The 25,965-nt window shown below is 67.8% G+C and carries 28 protein-coding genes; 8 read left to right on the top strand and 20 right to left on the bottom strand.

Going from position 1 to position 25,965, the window contains the following annotated elements; all coding sequences use genetic code 11:
• Positions 1 to 4: 4 nt before the first annotated feature.
• From ACFTS5_RS09060 to ACFTS5_RS09035, 6 genes are read right to left on the bottom strand one after another with little or no spacing between them, the layout of a single operon-like run.
• Positions 5 to 415, bottom strand: coding sequence for a VOC family protein (locus tag ACFTS5_RS09060; protein ID WP_378629104.1), 411 nt, complete (start codon positions 413 to 415; stop codon positions 5 to 7).
• Between the two features lie 10 nt (positions 416 to 425).
• A complete protein-coding gene (locus tag ACFTS5_RS09055; protein WP_378629103.1) occupies positions 426 to 869 on the bottom strand; it encodes a helix-turn-helix transcriptional regulator in 444 nt (147 codons plus the stop codon).
• Positions 866 to 1,318 (bottom strand): MerR family transcriptional regulator, encoded by a 453-nt coding sequence (locus tag ACFTS5_RS09050; protein ID WP_378629101.1) that lies wholly within the window; start codon positions 1,316 to 1,318, stop codon positions 866 to 868. The genes ACFTS5_RS09055 and ACFTS5_RS09050 overlap by 4 nt, the downstream gene beginning before the upstream one ends.
• 9 nt (positions 1,319 to 1,327) lie before the next feature.
• Complete coding sequence (locus ACFTS5_RS09045; protein WP_378629100.1) at positions 1,328 to 1,873, bottom strand: class I SAM-dependent methyltransferase; 546 nt, start codon at positions 1,871 to 1,873, stop codon at positions 1,328 to 1,330.
• A gap of 17 nt (positions 1,874 to 1,890) precedes the next feature.
• Entirely contained in the window at positions 1,891 to 2,448 is a 558-nt protein-coding gene (locus ACFTS5_RS09040) for an isochorismatase family protein (RefSeq protein WP_378629099.1), read from the bottom strand.
• A 19-nt stretch (positions 2,449 to 2,467) separates the two neighbouring features.
• On the bottom strand, positions 2,468 to 3,256 hold the full coding sequence (locus tag ACFTS5_RS09035) for a DUF1460 domain-containing protein (protein WP_378629098.1): 789 nt from the start codon (positions 3,254 to 3,256) through the stop codon (positions 2,468 to 2,470).
• 329 nt (positions 3,257 to 3,585) lie between these two features.
• Here ACFTS5_RS09035 and ACFTS5_RS09030 point away from each other — a divergent pair, with 329 nt between their 5' ends.
• The gene (locus ACFTS5_RS09030; protein ID WP_378629097.1) at positions 3,586 to 4,611 is read left to right on the top strand and encodes a glucose 1-dehydrogenase; all 1,026 of its coding nucleotides are present in this window, start codon (positions 3,586 to 3,588) and stop codon (positions 4,609 to 4,611) included.
• Positions 4,612 to 4,637: 26 nt separating this feature from the next.
• Here the strand turns inward: ACFTS5_RS09030 and ACFTS5_RS09025 are convergent, their stop codons facing one another.
• Positions 4,638 to 5,369, bottom strand: a complete 732-nt coding sequence (locus ACFTS5_RS09025; RefSeq protein WP_378629096.1) for a DsbA family oxidoreductase — start codon at positions 5,367 to 5,369, stop codon at positions 4,638 to 4,640.
• A 176-nt stretch (positions 5,370 to 5,545) separates the two neighbouring features.
• Between ACFTS5_RS09025 and ACFTS5_RS09020 the strand changes: the two genes are divergently transcribed.
• Together ACFTS5_RS09020 and ACFTS5_RS09015 are read left to right on the top strand one after the other, a co-directional pair.
• Entirely contained in the window at positions 5,546 to 6,274 is a 729-nt protein-coding gene (locus ACFTS5_RS09020) for a histidine phosphatase family protein (protein ID WP_378629094.1), read from the top strand.
• A gap of 116 nt (positions 6,275 to 6,390) precedes the next feature.
• Positions 6,391 to 8,250: a Na+/H+ antiporter gene (locus tag ACFTS5_RS09015; protein ID WP_378629093.1), complete on the top strand. Its 1,860-nt coding sequence runs from the start codon at positions 6,391 to 6,393 to the stop codon at positions 8,248 to 8,250.
• Positions 8,251 to 8,280: 30 nt separating this feature from the next.
• Here the strand turns inward: ACFTS5_RS09015 and ACFTS5_RS09010 are convergent, their stop codons facing one another.
• Entirely contained in the window at positions 8,281 to 8,826 is a 546-nt protein-coding gene (locus ACFTS5_RS09010) for a TetR/AcrR family transcriptional regulator (RefSeq protein WP_378629092.1), read from the bottom strand.
• Positions 8,827 to 9,039: 213 nt separating this feature from the next.
• On the opposite strand from ACFTS5_RS09010, the gene ACFTS5_RS09005 reads away from it, so the two are divergent.
• Positions 9,040 to 9,648, top strand: a complete 609-nt coding sequence (locus ACFTS5_RS09005; protein WP_378629091.1) for a TetR family transcriptional regulator — start codon at positions 9,040 to 9,042, stop codon at positions 9,646 to 9,648.
• Between the two features lie 15 nt (positions 9,649 to 9,663).
• Positions 9,664 to 10,320, top strand: coding sequence for an enoyl-CoA hydratase-related protein (locus ACFTS5_RS09000; protein WP_378629090.1), 657 nt, complete (start codon positions 9,664 to 9,666; stop codon positions 10,318 to 10,320).
• 5 nt (positions 10,321 to 10,325) lie between these two features.
• Here ACFTS5_RS09000 and ACFTS5_RS08995 read toward each other — a convergent pair whose 3' ends face one another.
• From ACFTS5_RS08995 to mshC, 5 genes are all read right to left on the bottom strand, one after another.
• The gene (locus tag ACFTS5_RS08995) at positions 10,326 to 11,153 is read right to left on the bottom strand and encodes an Abi-alpha family protein (protein WP_378629089.1); all 828 of its coding nucleotides are present in this window, start codon (positions 11,151 to 11,153) and stop codon (positions 10,326 to 10,328) included.
• A gap of 3 nt (positions 11,154 to 11,156) precedes the next feature.
• A complete protein-coding gene (locus ACFTS5_RS08990) occupies positions 11,157 to 12,575 on the bottom strand; it encodes a hypothetical protein (RefSeq protein ID WP_378629088.1) in 1,419 nt (472 codons plus the stop codon).
• A gap of 236 nt (positions 12,576 to 12,811) precedes the next feature.
• Positions 12,812 to 13,597 (bottom strand): universal stress protein, encoded by a 786-nt coding sequence (locus ACFTS5_RS08985; RefSeq protein ID WP_378629087.1) that lies wholly within the window; start codon positions 13,595 to 13,597, stop codon positions 12,812 to 12,814.
• A gap of 108 nt (positions 13,598 to 13,705) precedes the next feature.
• On the bottom strand, positions 13,706 to 16,159 hold the full coding sequence (locus ACFTS5_RS08980; protein ID WP_378629086.1) for a heavy metal translocating P-type ATPase: 2,454 nt from the start codon (positions 16,157 to 16,159) through the stop codon (positions 13,706 to 13,708).
• 143 nt (positions 16,160 to 16,302) lie between these two features.
• Entirely contained in the window at positions 16,303 to 17,541 is a 1,239-nt protein-coding gene (gene mshC / locus ACFTS5_RS08975; protein WP_378629085.1) for a cysteine--1-D-myo-inosityl 2-amino-2-deoxy-alpha-D-glucopyranoside ligase, read from the bottom strand.
• Between the two features lie 295 nt (positions 17,542 to 17,836).
• On the opposite strand from mshC, the gene ACFTS5_RS08970 reads away from it, so the two are divergent.
• Both ACFTS5_RS08970 and ACFTS5_RS08965 read left to right on the top strand, forming a co-directional pair.
• Positions 17,837 to 18,259: a helix-turn-helix domain-containing protein gene (locus ACFTS5_RS08970; RefSeq protein WP_378629083.1), complete on the top strand. Its 423-nt coding sequence runs from the start codon at positions 17,837 to 17,839 to the stop codon at positions 18,257 to 18,259.
• A complete protein-coding gene (locus ACFTS5_RS08965) occupies positions 18,256 to 19,095 on the top strand; it encodes an alpha/beta fold hydrolase (RefSeq protein ID WP_378629082.1) in 840 nt (279 codons plus the stop codon). Before ACFTS5_RS08970 ends, ACFTS5_RS08965 begins: the two co-directional genes overlap by 4 nt.
• 51 nt (positions 19,096 to 19,146) lie before the next feature.
• On the opposite strand, the gene ACFTS5_RS08960 is transcribed toward ACFTS5_RS08965, so the two are convergent.
• The 7 genes from ACFTS5_RS08960 to ACFTS5_RS08930 all read right to left on the bottom strand — a co-directional run bounded on the left by ACFTS5_RS08960 (position 19,147) and on the right by ACFTS5_RS08930 (position 24,755).
• The gene (locus ACFTS5_RS08960; protein ID WP_194828263.1) at positions 19,147 to 19,404 is read right to left on the bottom strand and encodes a hypothetical protein; all 258 of its coding nucleotides are present in this window, start codon (positions 19,402 to 19,404) and stop codon (positions 19,147 to 19,149) included.
• Positions 19,405 to 19,526: 122 nt separating this feature from the next.
• Complete coding sequence (locus tag ACFTS5_RS08955) at positions 19,527 to 20,078, bottom strand: dihydrofolate reductase family protein (protein ID WP_378629081.1); 552 nt, start codon at positions 20,076 to 20,078, stop codon at positions 19,527 to 19,529.
• 119 nt (positions 20,079 to 20,197) lie between these two features.
• A complete protein-coding gene (locus ACFTS5_RS08950; protein WP_378629079.1) occupies positions 20,198 to 21,382 on the bottom strand; it encodes an alanine--tRNA ligase-related protein in 1,185 nt (394 codons plus the stop codon).
• Between the two features lie 241 nt (positions 21,383 to 21,623).
• The gene (locus ACFTS5_RS08945) at positions 21,624 to 22,421 is read right to left on the bottom strand and encodes an SCO1664 family protein (RefSeq protein WP_378629078.1); all 798 of its coding nucleotides are present in this window, start codon (positions 22,419 to 22,421) and stop codon (positions 21,624 to 21,626) included.
• Between the two features lie 6 nt (positions 22,422 to 22,427).
• Positions 22,428 to 23,015 carry a DUF3090 domain-containing protein gene (locus tag ACFTS5_RS08940; protein WP_056820470.1) on the bottom strand — a complete coding sequence of 196 codons (588 nt, stop codon included), beginning with the start codon at positions 23,013 to 23,015 and terminating at the stop codon, positions 22,428 to 22,430.
• A 49-nt stretch (positions 23,016 to 23,064) separates the two neighbouring features.
• Positions 23,065 to 23,781, bottom strand: a complete 717-nt coding sequence (locus ACFTS5_RS08935; RefSeq protein ID WP_378629076.1) for a histidine phosphatase family protein — start codon at positions 23,779 to 23,781, stop codon at positions 23,065 to 23,067.
• A gap of 32 nt (positions 23,782 to 23,813) precedes the next feature.
• Positions 23,814 to 24,755, bottom strand: a complete 942-nt coding sequence (locus tag ACFTS5_RS08930) for an undecaprenyl-diphosphate phosphatase (RefSeq protein ID WP_378629074.1) — start codon at positions 24,753 to 24,755, stop codon at positions 23,814 to 23,816.
• A 228-nt stretch (positions 24,756 to 24,983) separates the two neighbouring features.
• On the opposite strand from ACFTS5_RS08930, the gene ACFTS5_RS08925 reads away from it, so the two are divergent.
• Positions 24,984 to 25,961 (top strand): aldo/keto reductase, encoded by a 978-nt coding sequence (locus ACFTS5_RS08925; RefSeq protein WP_378629072.1) that lies wholly within the window; start codon positions 24,984 to 24,986, stop codon positions 25,959 to 25,961.
• Positions 25,962 to 25,965 lie beyond the last annotated feature (4 nt).

Below are 25,965 nucleotides of genomic sequence, written 5' to 3'. Positions count from 1 at the left end.
TGGCTTACTTGGTCTGCTGGATGCGGACCATATTTCCGGCGGGGTCGCGGAAGGCGCAGTCACGGACGCCGTAGGGCTGATCGGTGGGTTCCTGGACGATCTCGATGTCTCCGGCCTGCAGCTTCTCGAACAGGCCGTCGAGGTCGTCGGTGGCGAGGTTGACCCCGGCGTAGGTGCCCTTGGCCATCATCTCGCTGATGACGCGGCGTTCGTCGTCGGTGAGGCCGGGGTCGGCGGCCGGTGGGTGCAGCACGATGGAGGTGTCGGGCTGGCCGGTGGGGCCCACGGTGATCCAGCGCAGCCCGTTGTAGCCCACATCGTTGCGTACCTCGAAGCCGAGCGTGTCGCGGTAGAAGGCGAGCGCGGCGTCGGGATCGTCCTGCGGCAGGTAGCTCGAGTGAATGGTGAGGTTCATGCCGACCACGCTAATTGTCGGCCGGAGCGGAAGCTTCTCGATTCCTGATCGGTCTGGTCACCTTCTTGACCACGCACGACGGCATGCCCGCGGTCTGTTCGTCCTGCAGCTGTTTGTAGGTGCTGGGCGGCACACCGACGAGTTCGGTGAAGCGGGTACTGAAGGTGCCCAGCGAGGACGAGCCGACCGCGAAACACACCTCGGTGACACTCAGGTCGCCGCGGCGCAGCAGCGCCATCGCCCGTTCGATGCGGCGGGTCATCAGGTAGGAGTACGGCGATTCCCCGTAGGCGAGACGGAATTGCCGGCTGAGGTGCCCGGCCGACATGTGGACGCCGCGGGCGAGCGCTTCGACGTCGAGTGGCTGGGCGTATTCACGGTCGATGCGGTCGCGCACACGACGCAGCAGCGCGAGGTCGCGCAAGTGCTGTGGTTTCGCGGGTGGGCCGGTCACATAGCCGATCGTCCCACGTCGGACGGTGTTGCCGACACCGGCGGGTCGGTGTGGGTGTCGAGGACCCCGGCGAGTTCGGCGCGGAAGTGAGGGCAGGTGCGGAAGTCCTCGGCGTCGCAGTCCAGGACGTGGGTGACGGCGTCGAGGGCGGCGCGCGTGCGGGCGATCTGGTCGGCGAGGCGGTCGCGATGGGCTTCGAGTACTTCTCGGCGGGTGCGCCGATCGGGGGAACGGATGAACAGGATGGCGAGATCGTCGAGGGACAAGCCTGCCTTCTTGCCCAGGACGATCATCGCGATCGTGTCGATGTCGGTGCTGCGGTAGTGGCGGCGTCCGGCCGAGTCACGGGCTGGAGTGAGCAGTCCGCGGTCTTCCCAGTGGCGCAGCACGTGGGTCGCGAGCCCGAACTGTGCCGCCACCGCACCGATCGTGGTGTGTTCCTCGGCCATCCGCCGAGCCTATGCGGTGACGCGGTAGCAGGTGATCACGGCGACGGGATGCCAAGGCAGACGGACTGTTTCGGTGTCGACCGAGCCGAATTCGGTGCTGAGTGCGCGCCGGATCTCGCGGGTTCGGGTGAAGCGGAAGTCGAAGATCGCGGCGGCGCCGCCGGGGCGGAGCACTCGACGCAGTTCGGTGACGGCGGCGGGCAGGTCCGGCCATTCGTGCATGCTCAGGCTCGACACGGCGAAGTCGATGCTGTCGTGCGGGTGGGGCAGCTCGGCGACGTCGGCGACGGCCAAATCGATCGGCTGTCCAGCGAGGGTACGCCGGGCGATCTCGATCATGTGCGGGGACAGGTCGATGCCGTGCAGGCGCAGGTCGGGGCGACGAGTTGCCACGTGGGACAACAGCTTTCCCGGACCGGTGCCGAGGTCGAGGACCGTGGCCGAATCGGGGGTGTGGGCGTCGATGTCGGTGGCGATCCGCCGGTACAGGCCGGTGAGGAGCCGGGTGGCGCGCCGGTCGTAGCCGAGGCTCTGTTCGTATCCGAAAGTGGTCATGAGACCACCGTGGTTGTTCAGGTCGACCTGAAGTCAAGCTCGTCGGTCGGGCGCACGGCCGCGGTGCGACCGGGCGCTTGCTGGAATTGCCAGTACAGGTTCGTGTGGGCGATGACGTCTTCGGGTTTCGGTGCGCCCCACCGGGTCTTGTCGCCGGTGGTGTGGGCGTCGGCGACAAGGGTGACGTCGTAACCGCGCACGAACGCGCCGTGGATGGTCGAGCGGACGCAGGCGTCGGATTCCGCGCCCGTGACGACCAGGTGGCCGGCGCCCACCGCCGCGAGCAGTCCCTCGAGCTCGGTGTCTTCGAAGGAGTCCCCGTAGTGCTTGTGCACCAGCGGTTCGGTGTCGGTGCGGGTGAGTTCGGGAACGTAGTGCCAGGGATCGCTGTGTTCGACCAAATCCTCGGAGGAGTGCTGGATCCAGATGATCGGGACATCGGCGGTGCGGGCCCGGTCGACAAGGGCGTTGATGTTCGCGACGACCTCGTCGCGGCGGGGTGCTTCGTCGACGACACCGTTCTGCACGTCGACGACGAGCAGTGCGGTGTTCGGGCGGTCGGGCAGCGTGGTCATGGCGATTCCTCTGCGGCGGTCAGAGCGGGCGAAGGACGACGACGCCCGGGACGGTCTGGAGATACTCGGTCAAGGGGGTGTCGACGACCTGGTTGTTCGCCGCGAGCGAGGAGGCGTTGCGGAAGACCGGACCGGTGGGGGTCGCGACGATGATGCCGACATGGGTCACGTCGAGACCGGCGTCGGGGGTGTAAGCGCCGAGGAAGTCGCCGGTGCGAAGGGCGGCCTGGACTGTCCCGTCGACGGCGGCCGCGGGAATGTGGGTGACGGCACGGTCGACCACGGCAACGCCGGGCAGGTAGGTGCTGCCGTCCGCTTTCGCGTTGAGGTGCTTGGTGGTGGTCACCGCGGCGGGGCTCAGGCTCGCGGTGATGTCGGTGGCGGCGAGCCGTTCGCGGGTGGCCCAGTCGGTGAAGAAGTGCTTGCGCTGGGCGAATTCGACGCGACCGTCGATGTAGCGAGTGGCGACCAGGTTGGTGAAGAACTCGTCGCGGGTGCTGGAGCGGGAGGCGGCATCGATGTAGTCGAGGTAGGTGAAGCAGTCGACCCGGCGCAGATCCGCGACGAGCTGTTCGGGCTCGGTGGCCGAACCGATCAGCATGTTCGCGCCGTACGGGGTGCCGAGCAGCCGCGCGGAGAGTCGTTCGAGGAGTTCGCCACGGCCCAGACCGCCCGATTCGGCGCGCACGGTGAGGAGTTCGTCGATCTTGCGTGCGGAAGCGTCATCGACCGACGGTGCGGCCGAGGCCGGTGCCAGCGCGCACACGAGCGCGGCGAGCACGAGCATGATCCGGACGATGATGCGCAAGACGCCTCCAGCTGGCCACGGGTCGATCGGTGCGAGCGCTGTCCACCGTAGCCGAGGCAGCGGACAAGATCGGTGACTCTGGTTCCCTGTGCCGCGATGATGGAAGAGTGTGCCGTTCTGCCATCGGCGATGCCGATTGTTCGCGAATGGTCTCGTATCGACCGGGCGATGGGTTGTTCGCGTACCGTTGTCGCAGGTAGTCCGTGTTCGCGGCGAGTTCGCGATGGGGTTGCTCCCCCGGGTGTCGTGGATGTGGTTCGTGCAGACGTCGACCGTTGGCCCGTCCGGGCGGAAGGGATGCCGAAATGCGTGCGTTGACAGTGGTTCCCATGCAGAAGCAATCGTTGCGGGTGGAGGATGTGCCCGACCCGGTCGTCGGTCCCGGCGAACTGCTCGTCGACGGGATCTCGCTGGGCATCTGCGGCACCGACCGCGATATCGCGCAGGGCAACTACGGCTGGCTGCCACCGGGCAAGTCACAGATGGTGCTCGGGCACGAATCTCTGGGCCGGGTGAAGACCGCGCCCGCGGGCAGCGCGTTCGCCCCCGGTGACCTCGTCGTCGGGATCGTGCGCAGGCCGGATCCGGTGCCGTGCGGGGCGTGCGCGCGCGGCCAATGGGACATGTGCCGCAACGGGATGTACGTCGAGCGCGGGATCAAGGAGATCGACGGGTACGGGTCGACATCCTGGGTGGTGCGCGAGGACTTCGCGGTGCGACTCGATCCGGCCCTGGAGAAGGTCGGGGTACTGCTGGAACCGACGACCGTGGTCGCCAAGGCCTGGGATCAGATCGAGAAGATCAACAACCGCGCCTGGTTCGATCCGCGCACCGTCCTGGTCACCGGCGCCGGGCCGATCGGTCTGCTGGCGGCACTGCTCGGGCAGCAACGCGGCCTGGACGTGCACGTCCTCGACCGGACCAGCGGCGGGACGAAAGAAGAGCTGGTCAAAGCGTTGGGCGGCACGTTCCACACGGGGACGGCGGCCGCCGCCGCGAAAGAGATCAGCCCCGACATCGTGATCGAGGCGACCGGTGCGCCCGCGGTGGCGTTGCAGGCGATGGAGATCGACAACCCCGGCGTGATCGTCTGCCTGACCGGGGTGTCGACCCCCGGTGTCGACACCGATGTCGATGTCGGCGGTTTGAACCGCAACATCGTGCTCGACAACGCGGTGGTGTTCGGTTCGGTGAACGCGAACCGCCACCACTACGAACAGGGCGCCGAGGCGCTGGCCAAAGCGGACGAGTCGTGGCTCGAACGCCTCATCACCCGGCGGCTGCCGCTGGAGAGGGCGCTCGAGGCGTTCGACCCGGGCGGGTCCGATATCAAGGTCGTCATCGACCTGGCCTGATTCGCCGAAACGCGGGGCCGCGGTGGTCAGTCGGCCGCCGCGGACTCGGTCGTGGGGACCGCGCAGCCGTCAGGTCCGCAGCTGTCGCCGTCGGCGATGAGCTGGGGAGCAGGTCGATCGTTCCAGGCGGTGTTCAGTGCCCGGGTGAACGTTTCGGGGGGCTGGGCGCCGGAGACCGCGTACTTGCCGTCGAAGACGAAGAACGGGACGCCGGTGGCACCGAGGGCGGCGGCCTCGGCTTCGTCGCGGCGGACCGCGTCGGCGTAGGCGTCGGGGTCGGCCAGCAGCGCACGCACCGAGTTCTCGTCCAGGCCCGCGCGCACAGCCAAGGCCACGAGGCGTTCGGTGTCGCCGAAGACGGGCTCGGGTTCGGCGAAATTGCCTGCGTAGAGAGCATCGAGCATGGCTTCCTGCTTGCCCTGGTCGAGGGCGTAGTGCAGGAGCCGGTGCATATCGAAGCTGTTGCCCGAGTCGCGGCCTGCGGTTCGGTAGGGCAGACCCATCGCCGCGGCCTGGGCGCCGATGCCGCGTTCGTTGGCAGCGGCCTGGTCGACGGTGATGCCGTATTTCTCGGCGATCGCCGGGATGACCGGGCGCGTGGAACCGGCGGGCAGCGTTGGATCGAGCTCGAAGGACCGGTGCACCACCTCGACGTCGTCCCGGTGCGCGAAGCCGGCCAGCGCTTCTTCGAAGCGGGCTTTACCCAGGTAGCAGAACGGGCAATTGATGTCGGTCCAGATCTCTACTCTGGTGGACAAGCGGGCCTCCTGCGGCGCATCGAGGGGTGCGGCGGTGGTCCGCCGGACAGTTCTGGACAGGCGTTCGAATTCGGGGAATGTAACGCCGGCAACGAGGCCGCTATTCCCTGGCGCGTCCGGGCACGACGGGACGAGCACGAGGGGTATCGATGGGGTTCGAGCAGCGGAGGGGGTGGGTGCAGGTGCCCGAAGGATTGGTGGTGCCGCGCGCGCTGGGTGGATTGTGGGCGGTGCGCCACGCGCAGAGTGAGGCCAATGTGTGGTTCTCCGACCCGGCGACCGAGCAGCGGCCGATGCAGGGCACCGATTCCGGGGTGGAACTGACCGCACACGGGCAGTGGCAGGCGCACTGTCTCGGCGATTGGCTGGCCGGGTTGGCGGGCACGCAGCGACCCACGCTGGTGGTCTGCTCCCCCTACCTGCGCACCAGAGTCACCTGGGCGGTGATGGCCGAGGCCGCCGCCACCCGCAACCGGCACCTGCACCCGATCCGCACCCTGGTCGACGAACGGTTGCGCGACCGGGAGATGGGGGTGTTCGAACTGCACCCGTATCGGGCGATCCGGCGACGCGCACCCGAGGAGGGACTGCGTCGTGAACGGGTCGGCAACTGGGTGTATCGGCCGCCGGGAGGGGAGTCGCTGGCCGATGTGGCGTTGCGGGTGCGCAGTTTCCTCGACGAGCTCGATGTGGTGGCCGCGGGCGAGCAGGTGCTGGTGGTGACCCACGACGCGGTGGTGGTGTCGTTGCGCTACATCCTCGACGGACTCGGTGCGCCGGTACCGGATTCGCTCGAGCCGGTGCCCAACGCGTCGGTGTCGCAGTGGCGGCGTGAGGGCCCACGACTGGCATTGCGCGTGTGGGGCTCGGTCGACCACCTCGCGAAGGACGCGGAAACGGGATAGGGGTCGGCGCCACAGACCGATGTCGTCCGCAACTGTTTTCGTGGCGGTCGGTACCGGCGCGGCTGTCGTGGGCGGCGTCGACGGACTGATGGGTCCGTGGGTGGGAGAATGCGCGAGTGGATGTCGCGATCGGTCTGGTTGTCCTCATCGGCTCGGCGACCGCGCTGGCGGCGCTGGCGCGGCGATTCGGGGTGTCGGAACCTCTGGTGCTGACGTTGGCCGGGGTGGCCGCGTCGTATCTGCCGATGGTGCCGCAGGTGCACCTCGAGCCGGAGGTGGTGCTGCTGGGGTTGCTGCCGCCGCTGCTCTACACCGCCGCGCTGCGCACCTCGCTGGTCGATTTCAAGGACAACCTGCGCACCATCGCGTCGCTGTCGGTCGGTCTGGTGCTGTTCAGCACGTTCGCGGTGGCGCTGGTGGTGTGGTGGTTGCTGCCGGTGCCGTTCGCGGCGGCGGTCGCGTTGGGTGCGGTGGTCGCTCCCCCGGACGCGGTGGCAGCGACCGCGGTGGCCCGACGCACGGGGATGCCGCGCAGCATCGTGACGGTGCTCGAGGACGAGTCGCTGTTCAACGACGCGACCGCGCTGGTGGCGTTGCGTTCGGCGATCGCGGCGATGGCCGGTGCGGTGACCGCGTGGCAGATCGGCGGCGATTTCCTGCTCGCGGCCGTCGGTGGTGGTGTCATCGGGGCCGTGGTGGCGGCGGCATTGGCGATGTTGCGCCGGCGGATCACCGACCCGGTGCTCGATACCTCGGTGTCGCTGCTGGCCCCGTTCGTGGCGTATCTGCCCGCCGAGCACTTCCACGCCTCGGGCGTGATCGCGGTCGTGACGTGCGGAATGATCCTGGGCCACGGCGCGCAACGGTGGCAGGGCGCGGCCTCGCGGGTCGCCGAGACCACCAATTGGCGCACCATCCAGTTCATTCTGGAGAGCGCGGTGTTCTTGATCATCGGGTTGCAGGTGCGCTGGATCGTCGACGCCGCCTGGCACAGCGGGTTGGATCACGCCACGCTGGTCGTCGCGGCGGTGGGCGTACTGGCCGCGGTGATGCTGGCGCGCCCGGTGTGGGTGTTCACGCCCGTGCTGGTGGCCAGGCTGTTCGGGCGCGCGACCGAACCGTTGAGTCATGCGGCGGTGGTGTCGTGGGCGGGCATGCGCGGGGTGGTGACTTTGGCGGCGGTGTTGTTGCTGCCCGAATCGACACCGCAGTTGCCGGTGCTGGAACTGCTCGCCCTGGTGGTAGTCGGCGGCACGCTGCTGGTACAGGGCAGTTCGCTGCCGTGGCTGGTGCGGTTGCTGCGGTTGCGCGGACCCAGTCGCGAGGAAGACGCACTGGCCAAAGCCGATCTGCTGCAACAGGCTTCGACCGCCGGTCTGGCCGAACTCGACCGCAGCATCGGACCCGACACTCCCGAACCGGTGATCGAATCGCTGCGACAGCGACTGATCTGGCGCTCCAACGCCGCCTGGGAACGGTTGGGCCGCCCGGAGGCCGAACTGGTGACACCGACCGCGGAGTACCGGCGGCTACGGCTGGCGATGCTGGCCGCCGAACGCGATGCGGTGCTGAAGGTTCGCGACGCGGGGGCGGTGGATTACGAAGTCCTCCAACATGTGCTGGCCCGGCTCGACCTCGAGGAGTCGATGATCGACCGTTTCGACGAGAGCGACGACGATCGCCGCGCCGAACCGCTGTCCACTGCCGCCGGTGCGGTGGGGTGCGCCCATCTGGACGACGCGCCGCTACTGGCGGAGCCGCCCGTCGGCGAACTGGTGTGTCAGACGTGTCTGGACGAGGGTCTGCGCTGGGTGCATCTGCGAATGTGCACCGCCTGCGGGAACATCGGCTGCTGCGAGTCCTCGATCGGCGACCACGCGAGCGCGCATTTCCGGGACTCGGCGCATCCGGTGATGCGCAGTGTGGAGCCTGGGGAAGCTTGGCGATGGTGCTACGTGGACCAACTGCTCGGCTAGCTCACCGACGAGGTCTCACCGACGTGGTCGTCAGCCGCGGTGGGAGTAGATCAGACGCGCGTATTCGGCGAGCAGGTGGTCGAGTTCGGTGGATTCGCCCGCGGCGGCGAGCTGTTGGTAGCCGATGATCATCGCCATGCCGAATTCGGTGACGACGGTGGCGGTGGCCGTGTCGTCGACGACACCGTCGATGACACGGTGCACGGTGCGCCGACGCGACTCGTCGACCCGCTTGACGGTGACGTGTACCGATTCGTCGTTGGCCGCCCAGGCGCGCAGCGCGGCTTCGGCGCCGTGTTCGAGTCCGCTGGCGAGCACCGACATCGCCCGCACGTCGGCGTCGGCGTCACCGTGGCCGACGTCGAGCGCGCGTAGCTCGACCATCTGACGGTTCTCCCAGTGTTCGAGCAGGGTGTCGACGAAGCCCTGCCAGGAGCCGAAGTGGTGATAGAACGAGCCGCTGGTGACGCCGAGGCGACGGCACAGCACCCCGATGTTGAGACCTTTGAAACCGAACTCTGCGAGCACCGCCACCGCGGTGTCGAAGTACTGCTCCTTGGTGACCACTCGGGACATCGCGATGCCGTTCTGTTCGTGCGGGCAGGGCCGAAGAATCCGAACAGTACCCCATCGTATCGAGCCCTCGCGCGTACATAACGTTGTCTACGCTGTGCTCCAACGGGCCGACCGAACAACGAAATACCAAGTGGCGGAACGAAATACGTGCACAAAGGCCCAAAAGCCCATCCGAATGGAATAGCAGAGCGGACGCTCTGTAAACTTTTGTTCATGCCGAGACCGCGTACCCACGACCCGGAGACCGTGCTGGACGCCGCCGAGAAGCTGGCAGCCGGCGCCGGACCCGCCGCTGTCACGGTGCGCGCGGTCGCCGCCGCAACCGGAGTATCCAATGGCGCGCTCTATCACACATTTCAGTCCCGCCAGGTTGTCCTGGCGCGCACGTGGTTACGCGCCGCGCACCGATTCCTCGCCCTCCAGTCGGCCGATATCGACCGCGCCGTCGCCGCGCCCGACCCCGAGACCCGCATCGACGCGGTCCTCGACGCCGCCGAGGCACCGGCGCGACTGGCCGAAAACCATCCCGACTCCGCGCGTCTGCTGCTGATCGTCGACCGCGCCGAACTGCTCGCCGGCGACATCGCGCCCGCACTGGCACAGGAGATCGCCGACACCGAGAAGGCTCTCGTCGCCGCGCTCAACCGGCTCGCGCGCGCCCTGTGGGGTCGCGCCGACCGGCGCGGCGTCGCCACCGCCACCACCTGCCTGGTAGACCTGCCCACCGCGTTGCTGCTGCGCCGCGACCGGCTCACCGACCCCCTGGCCCGCGCTCAGCTGCGTGCTGCCGTGCGTGCCGTCCTCGACCTCGGTCCCCACTGAAAAGGAAACAGTTCCATGCCCACACTGCGCCACCACGATTCGATCGCCGTGCTCGACCTCGGTGACGGCGAGAACCGCTTCTCCCCCGACTTCCTCGACGAGATGAACACCCACCTCGACGCGGTCGTCGCCGAGGGCGCGTCCGCGCTGGTGACCACCGCGACCGGCAAGATCTACTCCAACGGTCTCGACCTGGACTGGCTCTCGGCCAACGGTGACCGGGCCGCCGAATACGTCGCGGCGGTGCACACCCTGTTCGCCCGGGTCCTCACCCTGCCCATGCCGACGGTCGCCGCGATCGGCGGACACGCCTTCGGTGCGGGTGCGATGGTGGCGATGGCGCACGACTACCGGGTGATGCGCGCCGACCGTGGTTACTTCTGTTTCCCCGAGGCCGACATCCGCATCCCGTTCACCAACGGCATGGCCGCGCTCATCCAGGCCAAGACGACCCCCAAGACCGCCGTCGCCAGCATGACCACGGCCCGCCGCTTCGGCGGCCCCGACGCGCTGGCATTGGACCTGGTCGACGCCACCGCCGCGGAAAGTGAAGTCCTCGACACCGCACTGGCTTTGGTAGCGCCGCTGGGCGGCAAGGACCAGACCACGATGACAGCGATCAAATCCGTGATGTTCGCCGAAGTCCTCGACGCGCTGCGCAACCGGGACTGAACGGATCAGGGCAGCCGGGGGCCCTTGCCCAGGTAGATGTCGCCACGGTCATCGCCTGCCCAACCGCCCCCGGTGTAGTCGCCCAGCACGAAACACGCGTCGCAGAACTGCTTTCCGAACACCGTCAGGTAGATGCTGCGGTAGGAGCTGATGGCCCGCATCTTCACCGACTTGTAGGCCGCCTGCGCCGGTGGTTGTGCTTCCAGGAACGCGTAGCGTCGAAAGTCGGCGACCGGTTCGGTGGAGAAGCGGACCAGTCCGAGGCGACTGAGGTTGCCCAGGTAGTGGTGGTCGCGGTCGGGTAGGGCGCACCCGGCCATGGCGGCGATCATGTTGATGCCGTCGGCCAGCCGTTGCGAGCCGATCCCGAACGGCGCCTTGGTGCGGATGTCGATCGCGGGCTGCGGCCCGGCGACGGCCAAAAAGCGCAGGATCCGGGCTTCGTCGGGTGTCAGGTCGTGCAGGATCGGCACGAACGAGGGGTGCAGCTCACGCGGTTGCTGCGCGGAGTCCCAGCCCTCGGTGATCATCGCGTCGCCCATCGCCTTGAGATCCTCGGCGTCGACCTTGGTCTCGACCGGGCCGTAGACGCCGGTGGCGGTGCTGGTCAGACCGAGCGCGCTCAACGCCGCCCGACGAAACAGATCCACGCGCTCGTCGAAGATCTGCGATATCGGTTCGCCGGAACGGAGGTCGTCGACGAGATCGGTGGCGGTGTGCACAGCGCCCTTGGTCACCGCGCCGACGATGTGGCGCAACGACAATCCCGCGATCCGCGCCAAACCGAGCAGATCGGTCGGGATCCGGGGTTCGCGATCAGGGTTGGGCTCCATTGCTCACGCTCCGAAGATCAGCAGGTGCAGCGCACCGATGAAGGCACCGAGCACGCCACCGTGCAGATACAGCAGCCAGGCGTCCTGTTCGATGGCGGTGTAGAGCATTTCGACGAACTCGTCGGGTGGAAGTTCGCGCAGTTTCTCGGTGGCGAGCCGGTCGACGCTGGCCGCAGTGGTCTGAGAGAACTCCACGTCCTCGACCAACCACGGCTTCATCTCGGTGGCCAGGCTCGCGCCCGCGGTGGCCTGGATGGCGTCGAAATGGCGGGGTCCGATCGCGAGCCGGGTCACCGACCGCAGCGGGCCCAGGATCCGGTCGATCTCGGCCTCGAGGAAATGGGCGATGACCGCACGCGTCTTGTCACCACTGGGCCCGTCGAGCAATTGCTCGGTGACGACATCGAGGGTGACGATCTGATACCCGATCGCATGCCCCAGATCCGCTGCCGCCTGGTACTGCCGTTTCGCGAATTTCGCGACCCCCCACGGATATCGGTAGCGCGGCTGCGGCACGGCGGGCTCGAACACCACCTTGATCGCGATGATGTTGACCAGCACACCCACCGTCGCGCCACCGGCGAGCACCCATGCCCACGCGGGCAGGAAATGCAGGATCTCGTAGAGCCAGCCGGGCAGCGAGATCACCGCGGGGGTGTCACCGTGGGGGGTGCTGTAGTGCAGCAACGACAACCACAGCGCCACGATCACCCCGAACGGGAATCCCAGCACCCCACTGCGGATCATGAACCGCAATTCCGGGGCGCCGAGCCCGTAGATCACGTCCTTGAGCAGTTCGGGCCTGCGCCGCAGGTAGCCCACGACCATCAGCTTCACGTCGAGGAGCTGGTCGATGTTCTCGCCGATGAAGTCGAACGCGCGATCGGTGATCGCGGGCAGCTCGGCCTCGACCCGCGTGTAGATGGCTTCGCGTGCGCGCGGCGGCATGTCGGCCCACAGGCGCGGATGCTCGGTGACCATGATCGAGTCGACCATCGAGCGCACGTTCGGCATCGCCACCAGCGCGACCTGCGCGGAGATCTTGCGCGGATCCATCTGGTCGAAGAAATCCTTGGCGGTGCCGATCTTGGCGACCGCGTTGTCGACCATCAGGCTCGCCATCTTCTCCGAGCGGGCCGGAATGAAGCCTTGGAAGCCGAGGATGCCGCCGGGGGCGAAGGTCGGCAGGATCTGCACCTTGCGCGGCAGCAGCGGGAAGATCGTTTTCAGGCCCGGCACGTAGAAGCCGGTGAACCGCACCGGCGCGAACAGCATGATCACCCCGGTCCAGTTGGTGATCAGACCGGCCATGGCACTGAAAATCGGGATGGTGATCATGTCGACCCAGAACTTGCTCAGACCGGTCGTCTTCTCCCAGTCCAGCAGGCCGAAGAAACCCGCCGCCTCGATCCCAGCATTCATCCGGCGTCCACTCCGTTGTGTGGCGAACATCGCGCGTACGGTCATCATAGGCGACCGAACTCCCCGGTCCGGGCAAGTTCGGCGGTTACCCGCTAAACCGGAGCAAACACCCGATCAAGACCAATCTCGGCACTCTCACCACGCCCGTTCGAACGGCGATCGCCACGAACGTGGTGTCCACCAGCTGATTGGCGGCCGACACCTTACCGAGGCTCCAGCGCGCGACGGCCGGAGACTCAGTGCGTGGTGTTGACCAGCAGCAAGTTGGTGTCGATGTCGTGGGTCACCTTGTTGGCCACCGAGCCCAGAAGACGTGCGGGACCGCTCATTCCACGGTTGCCGATCACGACGAGGTCGTATTTCCAGGCCGAGTTGCAGATTGCCTCCGCCGGGGGGACCCCGGTGAGGATGTCGCGTCCGAACAGTTCCGGGTCCTCGACCGCGATCTGACCTTCGACGTCGATCAGGATGTCGGCACCGTCGTCGTCGGTCTTGGCGGAAGTCACCAGGAACGGGCGCGCGCTCAGGGCCAGGGCGAGCTCGTAGCCGCGACGGACCGCGGTCAGCGAACTCGCCGATCCGTCGGTGGTGAGCCCGATGGTGGTCCAGCGTTTGGGGACCTTGTTGGTGAACACGACATCGGTCTGACTGTGGTGGGAGACGTAATTGGCTGTCGAGCCGAGCAGTCGTGCCTTGGAACTGCCCAGGCTGCCGCCACCGATCACGAGCAACGTGCCGGGTTCGCGTTCGGCGATCTCGAGCAGCAACGCCCCTGCCGTGCCGTCGAGTTCGGTGCGGGCGACCTCGGCCACACCGGCTTCGAGCAGGGCTTCGGCGGCCGCCCGAGTGTTGGCTTCGGCCCAGTCGGCGTCGGTGGCCGACTTGCGCCCCGCGTCCTTCCACACACTCACCGCGGTGACCGCGACACCGAGGCGCACCGCGAACTCCCCCGCCACCGCTACCGCCGTCTGCGCGGCCTCCGAGCCGTTGGTTCCCACGACGATGCGCTGATAGCACCCCATGTGACGCTCTCCGATCGACGGCAGGTCAGCTGCGCTGTGGCCCACAGTATAAGCGCAGCACACTGCGGGCAACCGGCGCGGCCGTGCCCGTCCGCGAGGTTGCGGCCTTCACTTGCGCTGGGGCGCGGAGGGCAGCGAAAGGCGTTTGAGGTGCAAAGCGTTGAGAGCGACGATCAGGCTCGACCCCGACATCGCCATCGCGGCGATCTCCGGGCGCATGGTCAGACCCCACGGGGCGAAGACACCGGCCGCGATGGGCAGGGCGATGCCGTTGTAACCGACTGCCCAACCCAGGTTCTGGCGTTCCTTGTGGACGGTGCCGCGGCCGATACGCAGGGCCGTCGACACCGCGTACGGGTCCGAGCGCATGAGCACCACGTCGGCGGTTTGGATGGCCACATCGGTGCCGGCGCCGATGGCGATACCGAGATCGGCGCGGGCCAGGGCGGGCGCGTCGTTCACCCCGTCGCCGACCATCGCGACCTTCTTGCCGGTGCGTTGCAGATCGGCGATCCGGTCGGCCTTGTCCTCGGGTAGGACATCGGCGATCACCGTGTCGATGCCGAGGTCGTGGGCGATGCGTTCGGCGGTGCCCGTGTTGTCACCGGTGAGCATGACCACGCCGACACCGAGGTCGTGCAGTGCCCGCACGGCGTCGGCCGAGGTCGGGCGTGGTGCGTCGGCCAGCGCGATCACCGCGTGCGCGTGACCGTCGACGGCGACCAGGACGGCGGTGTGGCCCGAAGCCGCCAGCTCGTCACGGTGTTTCGCCAACTCGCCCAGCTCGATGTGGTCGGCGTCGAGCAGTCCGCGGTTGCCCACGATCACGTGCTGCCCGTCGACCGTGGCCGTCGCGCCGCGGCCGGCCACATTCTGGAACTCGGTGGCCGAAAGGGTGTCCGCACCATGGGCTTTCGCGTAGTCGACGATGGCCTCCGCGAGGGGATGCTCGGATTCGAGTTCCACCGCCGCGGCCAGTGCCAGCACCCGGTCGGTGTCCACGCCGGGCGCGGTGATCACGTCGGTGACTTCGGGTGCGCCCTTGGTGAGGGTGCCGGTCTTGTCCATCACCACCACGTCGATGCGCGCCGCGTCCTCCAGCGCCGTCGCGTTCTTGAACAGCACACCACGTGTGGCGCCGAGACCGGTACCGACCATGATCGCCGTGGGTGTCGCCAAACCGAGCGCGTCCGGACAGGTCACCACCACCACGGTGATCGCGAACAACAGTGCTGTGCTCAGCGAAGCCCCGACGAGCAACCACACCGCCAGGGTGGTCAGGCTGCCCAGCAGCGCGACCAGGGTGAGCCAGAACGCGGCCCGATCGGCCAGCCGCTGACCCGGAGCCTTCGAATTCTGTGCCTGCTGCACCAATTCGACGATCTGAGCCAGAGCGGTGTCGGACCCGACTTTGGTGGCCCGCACTCGCAGGCTGCCGGTGGTGTTGATGGTCGCGCCGATCACCGCCGAACCCGGCTGTTTGGGCACCGGCATGCTCTCACCGGTCACCATCGACTCGTCGACCTCGCTCGACCCGTCCACCACGATGCCGTCGACGGCGATCTTCGCGCCGGGCCGCACCAGCAGCACCTCACCCACCCGCACGTCGGCGGTCGGCACCCGCACTTCCTGACCGCCGCGCAGCACAACGGCTTTCGGCGGCGACAGATCCAGCAGACTCGTCACCGCGTCCCCGGCACCGCTGCGCGCCCGCATCTCGAACCAGTGACCCAGCAGCACGAACGTCGCCAGCATCGTAGAGGCTTCGTAGAACACCTCACCGCCGCCGGTGTACGTCACATACAGCGAATACAGCCATCCCGTCCCGATACCCACCGAGACCAGCACCATCATGTCGAGGGTGTGGGCCTTCAATGCCGCCCACGCCCCGGTGAAGAAGATCGTCGAGGAGTAGAAGATCACCGGCAAGCTCAGGACGAGCATCCAGAGGTCGGCGCGCATCCCGAACGGGACGGGCAGGTGCAGGCCGAGCATGTGGGTGGCCATCGGCGACCAGAGCATCACCAGGGTGGAGAAGACCAGCGCGACGAGGAACCGGTTCCGCATGTCGCGAGCCATGTCGTCCATCGACATCGACGCGTGCCCGCCGTGTGTGTGCCCACCCCCGTGCTCGGCTCGGGGCTGATCCCGCGTCGGCGCGCGATGACTCGGGGACTCGCCATGCGGTGGCATCGCAGGCGGCGCGTGGCCGACCACGGAATCGGTGGACTGCTCGGGTGCGGTGGCGGATTCGGCACCGTACGTGGTGGGCCGTGTGCGGGTGGTCGGCTCGCTCGCCGGGTCGCAGACGTGGGTCGGGACCGAGCGCCCCGCGCAGTGATAGCCACAGTCGCGGACCCAGGTGCGCAGGTCGGCGACCGATGTTCGGGTGGGGTCGTAGGTGACAGTGGCGGTTTGGGCGACCGGATTGGGGTCGACAGCGATGACGCCGGGCCGGTGGCGCAAACCGTTGGTCAGTATCCCGTGGGAGCTGGCGCGCAGTTGCCCGCCCACGTGCAGGACGGTTGTGGCGGAGGCCGGTTGATCCTGCGGGTCGGGCATCGCCGCTCCTGTCGCCGGTCGTGCACACGACGCGACAGCGCCCCGCGCTTCACTTCTCGGCGACTCTACCGGCAGCGGGTCACAGGTCGGCGCAGGTCAGCGCGGCATCAGGAAGGCCCTCGCCGCGCTGACCCGCGATCGTGTCAGAGACCGACGCCCAGGAGCGCGTCGACAGCGGCGCGGATCAGGGCGGGGGCTTCGGTGTCGGCGCCGCCGTAGGCGATGGCCTGTTCGGCCCAGTTGTCGATCGCGTCGAGTGCCTTCGGGGTGTCGAGGTCGTCGGCCAGGTGCTGCCGCAGCCGGGCGACGGTGTCGGTGGCCGAGGGGCCCGAAGCCAGCGACACGGCTTCACGCCAGCGGTCGAGGCGGTGCTGCGCGGCCGTGAGCACCTCGTCGGTCCACATGCGATCGGCGCGGTAGTGACCGGCGAGCAGGCCGAGGCGGATCGCGGCAGGGTCGACACCGGCGCGGCGCAGCTTCGACACGAGAACGAGGTTGCCCCGGGACTTCGACATCTTCTCGCCGTCCAGGCCGATCAGGCCGGCGTGCACGTAGTGGCGGGCGAAGCGGCGGGCGCCGGTGATGGCCTCGGCGTGCGCGGCGGAGTACTCGTGGTGGGGGTACATCAGGTCCGAGCCGCCACCCTGGATGTCGAACTCGGCGCCGATGCGGTTGAGCGCGATCGCCGCACACTCGATATGCCAGCCGGGCCTGCCCGCGCCGAAAGGCGCCTCCCACGACGGTTCACCGGGGCGTTCGGCCCGCCAGAGCAGCGCGTCGATGGTGTCGCGTTTGCCCGGCCGGTCCGGGTCGCCGCCACGTTCGGCGAACAGCGTCTCCATGGTGGCGCGGTCGTAGCCGGATTCGTAGCCGAACTGCTCGGTGGCGTCGGTGCGGAAGTAGATGTCGGGGTATTCGGCATCGTCGACGATGTAGGCGGCGCCGGCGGCGAGCAACTTCTGCACCAGCTCCACCACCTCTTCCACCGATTCGATGGCGCCGATGTAGTGGCGCGGGGGCAGCACCTGGAGTGCGGCCATGTCTTCGCGGAACAGGTCGATCTCGCGGCTGCCGAGGTCGCGCCAGTCGATACCGTCGCGCTCGGCGCGCTCGAACAGCGGGTCGTCGACGTCGGTGACGTTCTGCACGTAGTGCACGTCGTGGCCCGCATCGCGCCAGATCCGGTTGACCAGGTCGAACGTCAGGTAGGTGGCGGCGTGACCGAGGTGGGTGGCGTCATAGGGCGTGATGCCGCAGACGTACATCTTCGCGGTCTCGCCGGGGGTGACCGGTCGGATCTGACGGTCGGCGGTGTCGTACAAACGCAACGGCGGCCCTGTTCCGGGGACTGTCGGCAGGGCGATATCGGACCAGGACTGCATGTCTTCGAGGGTAGAGCCCCTGTCGAGGTGCTCGGCTCGCGGCCCGGCCCATGGGGTTGCTCGCGGCGTCGCGGCACGGCCCGCTACCTGCACACAAACGTGTCACGGCGGCCGCGTCAAGGTTTGCGCTCGAGCAGATCCGCTGGTCACGGGGGTAGCGGGGCGAATCGTGCGTGTCGTGCCCAGTGTGCGGTCCCACCTGGGCGAACGGTTGCCATCGCGATCATTGTCACAGTCCACAATTCACAAAACATCCCTATTGATCCCTATAGGTACCTCCGTTTACGGTTGTTTCATGACAGATCGTCTCTATTCGGTGGAGCAGGTCGCCGAACTGCTCGGACTGCATGTCCGCACCGTGCGCAGTTATGTGCGCGACGGCAAACTGCCCGCCGCGCGCATCGGCAAGCAGTACCGCATCACCCACGAGGACCTCGAGACGTTCACCGGACTGCCGATCACCACACCGCAGACGACACCGCGTCGGCATGCCGAGTCCTCCTGCATCGTCGAGATCGACGACATCGACCGCGCCACCGTCGACCGGATCACCACCCTGCTCACCGCCACCGCCGGGACCCGAGGCGGCGGCGGTCAGCGGATGCGCGTGGAAACCAGCTACGACCCGGCCCGGCACCGCCTCAAAGTGATCCTGCTCGGCAGCCTCGCCGACAGCTCCCGCCTGCTCGACTACCTGGACGGAATCCTGCGCTCATGATCTACAAATCCGACGAAGGCCGACGGCTCGTCGAGCAGCGCTACCGCGAACACCTCGACGCCTGGCCGGTTCCACGCGAGGAAGTGCGGATCGACACCGGCATCGGCGAGACGTTCGTCGTGGCCTCCGGGCCGGTGCACGCACCGCCGCTGGTCGTACTGCACGGCTCAGGAGCCAACGCGAGCACCTGGCGCGCCGACATCGCGGACTGGTCGAGAAGTTTCCGCGTGTACGCGGTGGATCTGCCCGGCGAACCCGGCTTCAGCGCCCCCACCCGGCTGGCCTTGGACAGCGATGCGACCGCGAACTGGCTCGACGAGGTCGTCGACGGACTCGGCCTCGAGACCGTGGCGCTGGTCGGCATGTCACTGGGTGGGTGGACCGCACTCGATTACGTCCTGCGCAGACCGGGCCGGGTCACGACGTTGGTTCTGCTGTGCCCGGGAGGACTGGGCAAGCACCGCTACGGCTGGCTCGTGAAGGCGATCGGGCTGCGGATGATCGGCAGGCACAGCGTGCGCGACATGGCACGCCTCGGCCTCGGCCTCGATGGGGCGCAAGCGGATCCGATCCTCGACGACATCGAATTGACGTTCACCCATTTCTCGCCCCGACCCGGGAAACTGCCCATGTTCCGCGACGAACAACTACGCGAAGTGGACATCCCGGTCCTGATAATCGTCGGCGAACGCGACGCCCTATTCGACTCCGCACGCACCGCCGAACGCGCCCGTGCCTTCACCCGAGGCGAGGTGCGGCTCTTGTCCGGAGCCGGGCACGCGCTGGTGAATCAGACTGCTGCGATCAGCGAATTCGTGCTCTCGCACGCGGGATGAGACTTCGGTGCCACCGCTCCCCGACGTGCGGCGACACCGAACATGATCACATCACAGTTCGCGGCACTGCATCTGCGCCGCGTCCGGGCCGAGCTGCTGGGTCGCGTAGTACGCCGCGCCAACCTCGTTGCCGGCCTTCACCGTAACGTCGGGCAGCGGCGCACCGGCCTGGTTGGTGGACGAACACACGTAGGTCTTCTCAGCCCACCAGCCGGCGGGGAACGCCTGCGCGGGCGCGGCCACAGCAGCGGCAGCACCGGTGAGCAGCAACGCGGCTGCGGAGGCGGTGACGATAGAACGGGTCGACATAGGTTTCCTCAGATCTCACGGGGATAACGAAAGTGCTTGGAGCACACTAGCACCGGCGCTGACCAGGCAACAGAGCCTCGGACACCGCGAGAAACACCAGCTACAGCCGCGGTGAGCGGACCTCAGTCGACCTGATAGCGCAGCAGCATCACCGTTTCGAAGCGCCGCGTCTCGACCAATCGCAGCCCGATCCGCTGGTCCAGTGCCGGGAACATCGGTGTGCCACCGCCGAGCACTATCGGCGAGACGTACAGGTGGTACTCGTCGATGAGCCCGTGTGGCATCAGCGCGGACGCGAGGCTCGCACCACCGACCTCCATGACGCCGTCGCCTTCGGCCTTGATCCTGCGGACCTCCTCGACCGCGTTCTCGCTGACCAGGGTGCTGTTCCAGTGGACCTCGGTGAGCGTGCGGAAGAAGACGACCTTGGGTGTGCGGGTCCAGAGTTCGCCGAACTCGCGCTGGATGGGCGGGGCGTCCTCGGGCACGTGCGGCCAGTACTCGGCCATCAGCTCGTAGAGCCTGCGACCGTTCACCGCGATCTCGAGCCCGCGGAATCTGTCGTTGTGGTACTGGTGCAGCTCGTCGTCGGGTTCGGTCCAGTCGATTCTGCCGTCGCGGTCGTTGACGTAACCGTCGACCGACACGCCGAACCCGTAGATCAGTTTCCTCATGACCGTGTAGACCTCCTTCGCGCTCGAAACTCATCGGCCTCACCTCGACGTTTCGGACACTACGGGAAGGTGTCCGACCGGATCCGTCAGGCGACACCGAGCACGAGCGCGGCACCCTCTCATCCGACTGAGGCTTCGGTGGTCAGATACACCACGAGATCGCGGGGCAGACCGTGGGTGTCGTGCAGGTAGTGGTAGTCGCTGTCGGTCAAGGGTCCGCTGAAACGACGGTGGGACAAGACCTTTCGCCCACGCTGGAGCAGCAGACCGAATTTGTGTTCCTCCTCGACCAGCAGGGTTCGCACGTCCTGGGAGCGCACGGATTGCCGGAAGTGCCCGAGGGTGTGGTCCACCAGCTCGATCGGCAGGTCGGTCAGGCTGCGGGTCGGATCGTCGCGCCACACCGTGGTGAGGGTGCGGCGGATCAAACGCCGCAGGATGTGACCACGCCCCGAGGGGGACGGGGTGACCCCGTCGCCGAGGATGACGATGCTCGATCGCAGATGGTCCGACAGCACGCGCAGCGACCGATCATCGAGCGGACCCCAGATTCGGGGCAGGGTGGTCAGCCAGGGCTCGAACAGGTCGATCTCGAAGACAGACCGCGTGTTCCGCAGGATTCGCACCAGCCGTTCCAGCCCCAGCCCGGTGTCGACGCAGGGTCGTCGCATCGGTTCGAGGCTGCCGTCAGGATGGCGCAGGTAGCGCATCATGACGTGATTCCACACCTCCACCCACCGGTCATCGGTCATCGGTGTGCCCTGCGGCATGTCGTCGCCGGTCCAGACGAAGATCTCGGAGTCGGGCCCGCACAGGCCGGTCGGGCCGTTGGACCACCAGTTCTCGTCGACGGTCGGTTCGACCGGCAGACCCAGCTCGTCCCAGGTGCGCCAGGACTCGTGGTCGGGCCCGACATGGTCGTCACCGCCGAACACCGTGACGTGCATCCGGTTCGGGTCGATACCGAAGCCGTCACGCAGCAGTTCCACTCCCCACCGCAGGCTCTGCGGGCCGCTGTAGTCGCCGAGTGACCACGATCCGAGCATCTCGAACACGGTGAGATGGGTGTCGTCACCGACCTCGTCGAGATCGGTGGTGCGCAAGCATCGCTGCAACCCGGTGAGTCGCCGGCCCAGCGGGTGGGGCCGGCCGCTCAGATACGGGGTCAACGGGTGCATCCCGGAGCTGGTGAACAGCACCGGATCCCCCGGCGAGGGGATGAGCGATCCGCCCGGTGTGAGTTCGTGCCCGCGTTCGCGGAAATAGTCGAGGAAGGTCTGAACGGTCTGGTCTGTGGTGATCATGGTGGTTGCTCCATCGAGGTGACATCGACCGGAAGCGGCCACCATGACGAACAGCGACAAGACCGACGCACGCCAGCGGACCGTTTCCGGTCGCCGGCGTGGGAGAGAAGGTCAGGCGGCAGCGACCGGCGAGCTGAGAGCTCGTGCGGTCGCGGCAGCGATTCGTGAATCGACCTTCATGGCTGCAATGTAGCAACCGGGCCGGGCGGAGCACGACCGATTATCGGCTCCGGACCTGCTGTCAGAAAGCGGGCCAGGGGATCGGACGCGAAGAGTTCGGGATCGGCATCACCGGGTGATCCAGCAGGGCCTTCGCCCGTTCGGCCAGGGCGGTGATCTCGGCGTCGGTGATGTGGATGGCCAGCGAATCGGCCACGGCGCCGGGCAGATTCGCGGCGAAGGTGGTGATGTCGGGGATCAGCGACTCGTGCACCGGCCGCCCCGCCCAGCCCCACAGCACGGTGCGCAGCTTCGGTTCGGCGTGTAAGCAGATGCCGTGGTCGACGCCGTAGACCTGCCCGTCGACACCTTCGAGCGCGTGCCCGCCTTTGCGATCGGCGTTGTTGAGCAACAGATCCAGCACCGCCATCCGCTGCAGGCGCGGATCGTCGGCGTGGATGAGCGAGACCTCGTTGCCCTGCTCGTCGAGCGCGCGCAGCACTTCGCAGAATCCCTCGGGCACTGTTCCCGGCGTGCACAGATCGACCAGGTCGAGGCGCTGACGGGCGTCGGTGCGGTTATCGACCGAGGTGACCCAGCGCTGCACCATGCCCGGCCCCAGCGGCCCGTCACGCAGCACCGTTTCCGGGATCACACCCCAGCCGAGGTGTTCGGAGATCAGATACGACGCGACTTCGCGGCCCGCGAGGGTGCCGTCGGGAAAGTCCCACAGCGGCCGTTCACCACGCACCGGCTTGTACACCACCCTCAGCGGGGCACCGTCGGGTTCGGGTGCGGCGATCTCACACACCAGCGTGAGGTTGCTGGCGACGCCGATCCGGCCGACGATGTCGAGGTCACCTTCGGTGAGTACCGGCACAGGAGATCACTCCTCTTCGAGCTCGGCAGCGCCGAAGATCTCGCCGCGCTTGTACCCGTTGGTGCGCACACACATGTGCCCCCGCGAGGACAGCGGTTCCCCGCACAGCGGGCACGGTGGGCGGCCCGCCGCGATCACCCGCGCCGACCGCAACGCGAACTCGCGCGCCTGGATGGGGGTCAGGAAAACCCGCACCGCGTCGGGGCCTTCGTCGGTGTCGTCGAGCACCACCGATTCGTCGACCTCGGTCTCGGTGATCGCGAGCAACTCGACCACTACGGCGTTGGCGTCGGAATCCCAGCCCAGACCCATGGTGCCGACCCGGAATTCGGTGTCGATGGGGGTGACCAGCGGCGCGACATCGCGCACGTCCTCACCTTCGGGTGGCACCTCGGCGCCGAAGCGGCGCGCTACCTCGTCGAGCAGCAGACCCATCCGGTCGGCGAGCACCTTCACCTGCTGCTTCTCGAGCAGCACGCTCACCACCAGCGGCTCCTGCACAGCCTGCAGGTAGAACGAACGATCGCCCGGTTCACCGACGGTCCCGGCGACGAAACGATCGGGGGTGCGAAATACATGGATTGCGCGTGACACATGCACCTCCTGATACGTGACCCTGATCGACACTCACGAACACACTCCTCTAAGGAGAATCGCGGTGCCCCGCATTCCCATTATCCGCGTTCGCGGCCGCAGGTACCTCTCCACCGGGTGTCGGTGTCGTCGGTGCGGCCGCGGCCAGCGCGGAAAGATCGGCGCCGGTGTCGTTGAACTTCCACACCGACGGCCCGTGTGGGCTGTAGCGGACGACGCTGATCGAGGCCGGTTCCACCGCGATCCGCTGAAAGCTGTCCAGGTGCAGGCCGAGAGCGTCGGCCAGGATCGATTTGATGACGTCGCCGTGCGCGCACGCCACCCACAGCACATCCCGGCCCGCTTTCTCGGCCAGGGTGCGTTCGATGTCGCGGATCGCGGCGACCGCGCGCTGCTGGACCTGGGCCAGCCCTTCCCCACTGGGGAACACCGCACCCGAGGCGTGACCCTGCACGATCCGCCACAGCGGTTCGGTGACCAGTTCGGCGATCGGGCGCCCGGTCCAGTCGCCGTAGTCGACCTCGATGAGGCGTTCGTCGTGGTCGGGTTCGAGACCGAGTTTCTCGGCCAGCGGCGCCACGGTGCGCTGGCAGCGCAGCAGCGGTGAGCTGGCGATGTGTTCGATCGGCAGCATCGCGAGCCGGTCGGCCACCGCGGCGGCCTGTTCGGTGCCGCGCTCGGTGAGTTCGACACCGGGGGCGCGGCCCGCGAGGGTGCGCGCGGTGTTGGAGGTGGACACTCCGTGCCGGAGCAGGATCACCGTCATGGGACCAGCCTAACCGTGGGTCGGGGTCGGGATCAGGTGGCGGAGACGACGCCGGCGGCCAGCAGTCCCAGCATCGTGATACCGAGGATGATCCGGTAGCCGACGAACCAGTAGAACGAATGCTTGCCGACGAACTTCAGCAACCACGCCACCGAGGCGTACCCGACGACGAACGCCACCACGGTGGCGACCAGCAGCTGCGGCCCACTGGCATTGAGGCCCTCACCTGCCGGTTCGAACGCGTCGGGCAGACTGAACAGGCCCGATGCCGTCACCGCGGGGATGGCCAGTAGGAACGAGAACCGCACGGCCGCTTCGCGCTTCAGGCCCAGGAACAGACCCGCGGTGGAGGTGGCGCCGGAGCGGGACACGCCGGGAATCAGCGCGAGGCATTGGGCCAGGCCCATGAGGATGCCGTCGCGGGTCGTGAGCTGTTCGATCGGACGTTCCTTCTTGCCGAAGTACTCACCCGCGGCGATCACCAGCGCGAATGCGACCAGCATGAACGAGACCAACCACAAGTTGCGGGCACCGGTGCGGATCTCGTCCTTGAACAGGTAGCCCAACACCCCGATCGGGATGGTGGCGATGATCACGTACCAGCCGATGCGGTAGTCGAGTTCGCGCTGGGTGTCGCGTTCGTGCGCGTCACGGGCACTGCGGTCCATCACCGGCAGCTTCGTGGTGACCCGGTCGCCCACCGCGACCTCGCGCTGGGACCGTTCGCGCCAGCGCATCCCGAGCGTGGTGAACCAGGCGACGAGGATGCGCCAGATGTCCTTGGCGAAGTACACCAGCACCGCTGCCTCGGTTCCGAGCTGGGTGACCGCGGTGAACGACGCACCCGCGTCGTCACCGAAGAACACGCCCGACACGATGCGCAGGTGCGCCGAGGACGAGATCGGCAGGAACTCGGTGAGTCCCTGCACCAATCCGAGTACCAATGCCTGGAACCAGGTCATCGACTCGCCCAACACGTCCTCCTGCTGACTCGCGCCCGAAAGACGGCGTCCTCCTGGGCTTTTCCTTCACCTGTGGCTGTGACCGCCACGATCTCGCAGCGACCCTACCCGTCGTCGCGGTCGGTCGTCGCCCGCCCGTCACCGAGATCGCGTTCTGCCGCGCCGTGGCACGGGTCGCCGAGCGAGGCAGCGGTGGTGCGCGCATTAGGCTGTCGCCGTGACGAATGCGCGGGCGCGGTGATGGAACAGCGAACGGTGGGACGCAGCGGACTTCGGGTGTCGCGAATCGGGTTGGCGACCCATACCTGGGGGACACATACCGATGCCGACGAGGCATCGGTGCAGTTGGCGGCGTTCACCGAGGCCGGTGGCACGCTCGTCGACCTCTCGCCCGTCTACGGCGAGGGAGCGGCGCAGCGGATCCTGGCGGACCTGCTCGGCGACCTGGTGTCGCGTGACGAATTGGTGCTCAGCGGCAGCGCGGGTGTGGTGATGCACGCGCCCGGCGCCGGGGTCGGCGACTCGGTGCCCGCGCCCGCGGCGATGGGCCCGGTGGTCGACGCGTCGCGACGCACGCTGCTCAAACAACTCGATCGGACCCTGCTCGAACTGGGCACCGACCATCTCGACATCTGGAGCATCGCCGCCTGGGATCCGTACACCCCGCTCGATGAGGTCGCGGCGACCCTCGAGACCGCGGTGCGTACCGGCCGCACCCGGTACGCGGGGGTGCGTGGCTTCGCGGCGTGGCAGTTGGCGAGTCTGGCCGCGATCGCGCCGATCAGCGCCGCGCAGACGCCGTATTCGCTGCTCGCGCGTGGTACCGAGAGCGATGTGATTCCCGCCGCCCGCCACCACGGGGTGGGCGTCATCGCGTCGGCGCCGCTGGCGGGTGGAATCCTGACCGGCAAGTATCGCGACGGTGTCCCCGCGGATTCGCGGGGTGCCGACGAGGCGACCGCGGCCGAGATCCGGCGCAGACTCGACGACGATCGCGCGACCAGAGTGGTCGACGCGCTGGTCACCGCCGCCGACGGGCTGGGCACGTCACCGTTGGCGGTGGCGCTGGCCTGGATCCGGGATCGGCCGGGCATCGCGAGCATGATCGTCGGTGCCCGCGATATCGGTCAGCTCACCGGTGTGCTGGCCGCCGAAACCCTCGAGTTGCCGCGGGCGATCGCGGCGGCACTGGACGATGTGAGCGCCCGTTCCGAATGATGGC

Origin of the sequence: Nocardia sp. NPDC056952 (assembly GCF_042674185.1) — a bacterium.
Taxonomy (GTDB): domain Bacteria; phylum Actinomycetota; class Actinomycetes; order Mycobacteriales; family Mycobacteriaceae; genus Nocardia.
The sequence above is the reverse complement of the archived record's forward strand: the minus strand, read 5'-3'. Positions and strand labels throughout refer to the sequence as shown.

Bases quoted from the DNA above. Each gene is read 5' to 3' on its own strand.
- ACFTS5_RS09060 (WP_378629104.1), bottom strand. From the start codon at position 415: ATGAACCTCACCATTCACTCGAGCTACCTGCCGCAGGACGATCCCGAC.
- ACFTS5_RS09050 (WP_378629101.1), bottom strand. From the start codon at position 1,318: ATGGCCGAGGAACACACCACGATCGGTGCGGTGGCGGCACAGTTCGGG.
- ACFTS5_RS09045 (WP_378629100.1), bottom strand. From the start codon at position 1,873: ATGACCACTTTCGGATACGAACAGAGCCTCGGCTACGACCGGCGCGCC.
- ACFTS5_RS09040 (WP_378629099.1), bottom strand. From the start codon at position 2,448: ATGACCACGCTGCCCGACCGCCCGAACACCGCACTGCTCGTCGTCGAC.
- ACFTS5_RS09030 (WP_378629097.1), top strand. From the start codon at position 3,586: ATGCAGAAGCAATCGTTGCGGGTGGAGGATGTGCCCGACCCGGTCGTC.
- ACFTS5_RS09010 (WP_378629092.1), bottom strand. From the start codon at position 8,826: ATGTCCCGAGTGGTCACCAAGGAGCAGTACTTCGACACCGCGGTGGCG.
- ACFTS5_RS09005 (WP_378629091.1), top strand. From the start codon at position 9,040: ATGCCGAGACCGCGTACCCACGACCCGGAGACCGTGCTGGACGCCGCC.
- ACFTS5_RS09000 (WP_378629090.1), top strand. From the start codon at position 9,664: ATGCCCACACTGCGCCACCACGATTCGATCGCCGTGCTCGACCTCGGT.
- ACFTS5_RS08995 (WP_378629089.1), bottom strand. From the start codon at position 11,153: ATGGAGCCCAACCCTGATCGCGAACCCCGGATCCCGACCGATCTGCTC.
- ACFTS5_RS08990 (WP_378629088.1), bottom strand. From the start codon at position 12,575: ATGAATGCTGGGATCGAGGCGGCGGGTTTCTTCGGCCTGCTGGACTGG.
- ACFTS5_RS08985 (WP_378629087.1), bottom strand. From the start codon at position 13,597: ATGGGGTGCTATCAGCGCATCGTCGTGGGAACCAACGGCTCGGAGGCC.
- ACFTS5_RS08980 (WP_378629086.1), bottom strand. From the start codon at position 16,159: ATGCCCGACCCGCAGGATCAACCGGCCTCCGCCACAACCGTCCTGCAC.
- mshC (WP_378629085.1), bottom strand. From the start codon at position 17,541: ATGCAGTCCTGGTCCGATATCGCCCTGCCGACAGTCCCCGGAACAGGG.
- ACFTS5_RS08970 (WP_378629083.1), top strand. From the start codon at position 17,837: ATGACAGATCGTCTCTATTCGGTGGAGCAGGTCGCCGAACTGCTCGGA.
- ACFTS5_RS08965 (WP_378629082.1), top strand. From the start codon at position 18,256: ATGATCTACAAATCCGACGAAGGCCGACGGCTCGTCGAGCAGCGCTAC.
- ACFTS5_RS08960 (WP_194828263.1), bottom strand. From the start codon at position 19,404: ATGTCGACCCGTTCTATCGTCACCGCCTCCGCAGCCGCGTTGCTGCTC.
- ACFTS5_RS08955 (WP_378629081.1), bottom strand. From the start codon at position 20,078: ATGAGGAAACTGATCTACGGGTTCGGCGTGTCGGTCGACGGTTACGTC.
- ACFTS5_RS08950 (WP_378629079.1), bottom strand. From the start codon at position 21,382: ATGATCACCACAGACCAGACCGTTCAGACCTTCCTCGACTATTTCCGC.
- ACFTS5_RS08935 (WP_378629076.1), bottom strand. From the start codon at position 23,781: ATGACGGTGATCCTGCTCCGGCACGGAGTGTCCACCTCCAACACCGCG.
- ACFTS5_RS08925 (WP_378629072.1), top strand. From the start codon at position 24,984: ATGGAACAGCGAACGGTGGGACGCAGCGGACTTCGGGTGTCGCGAATC.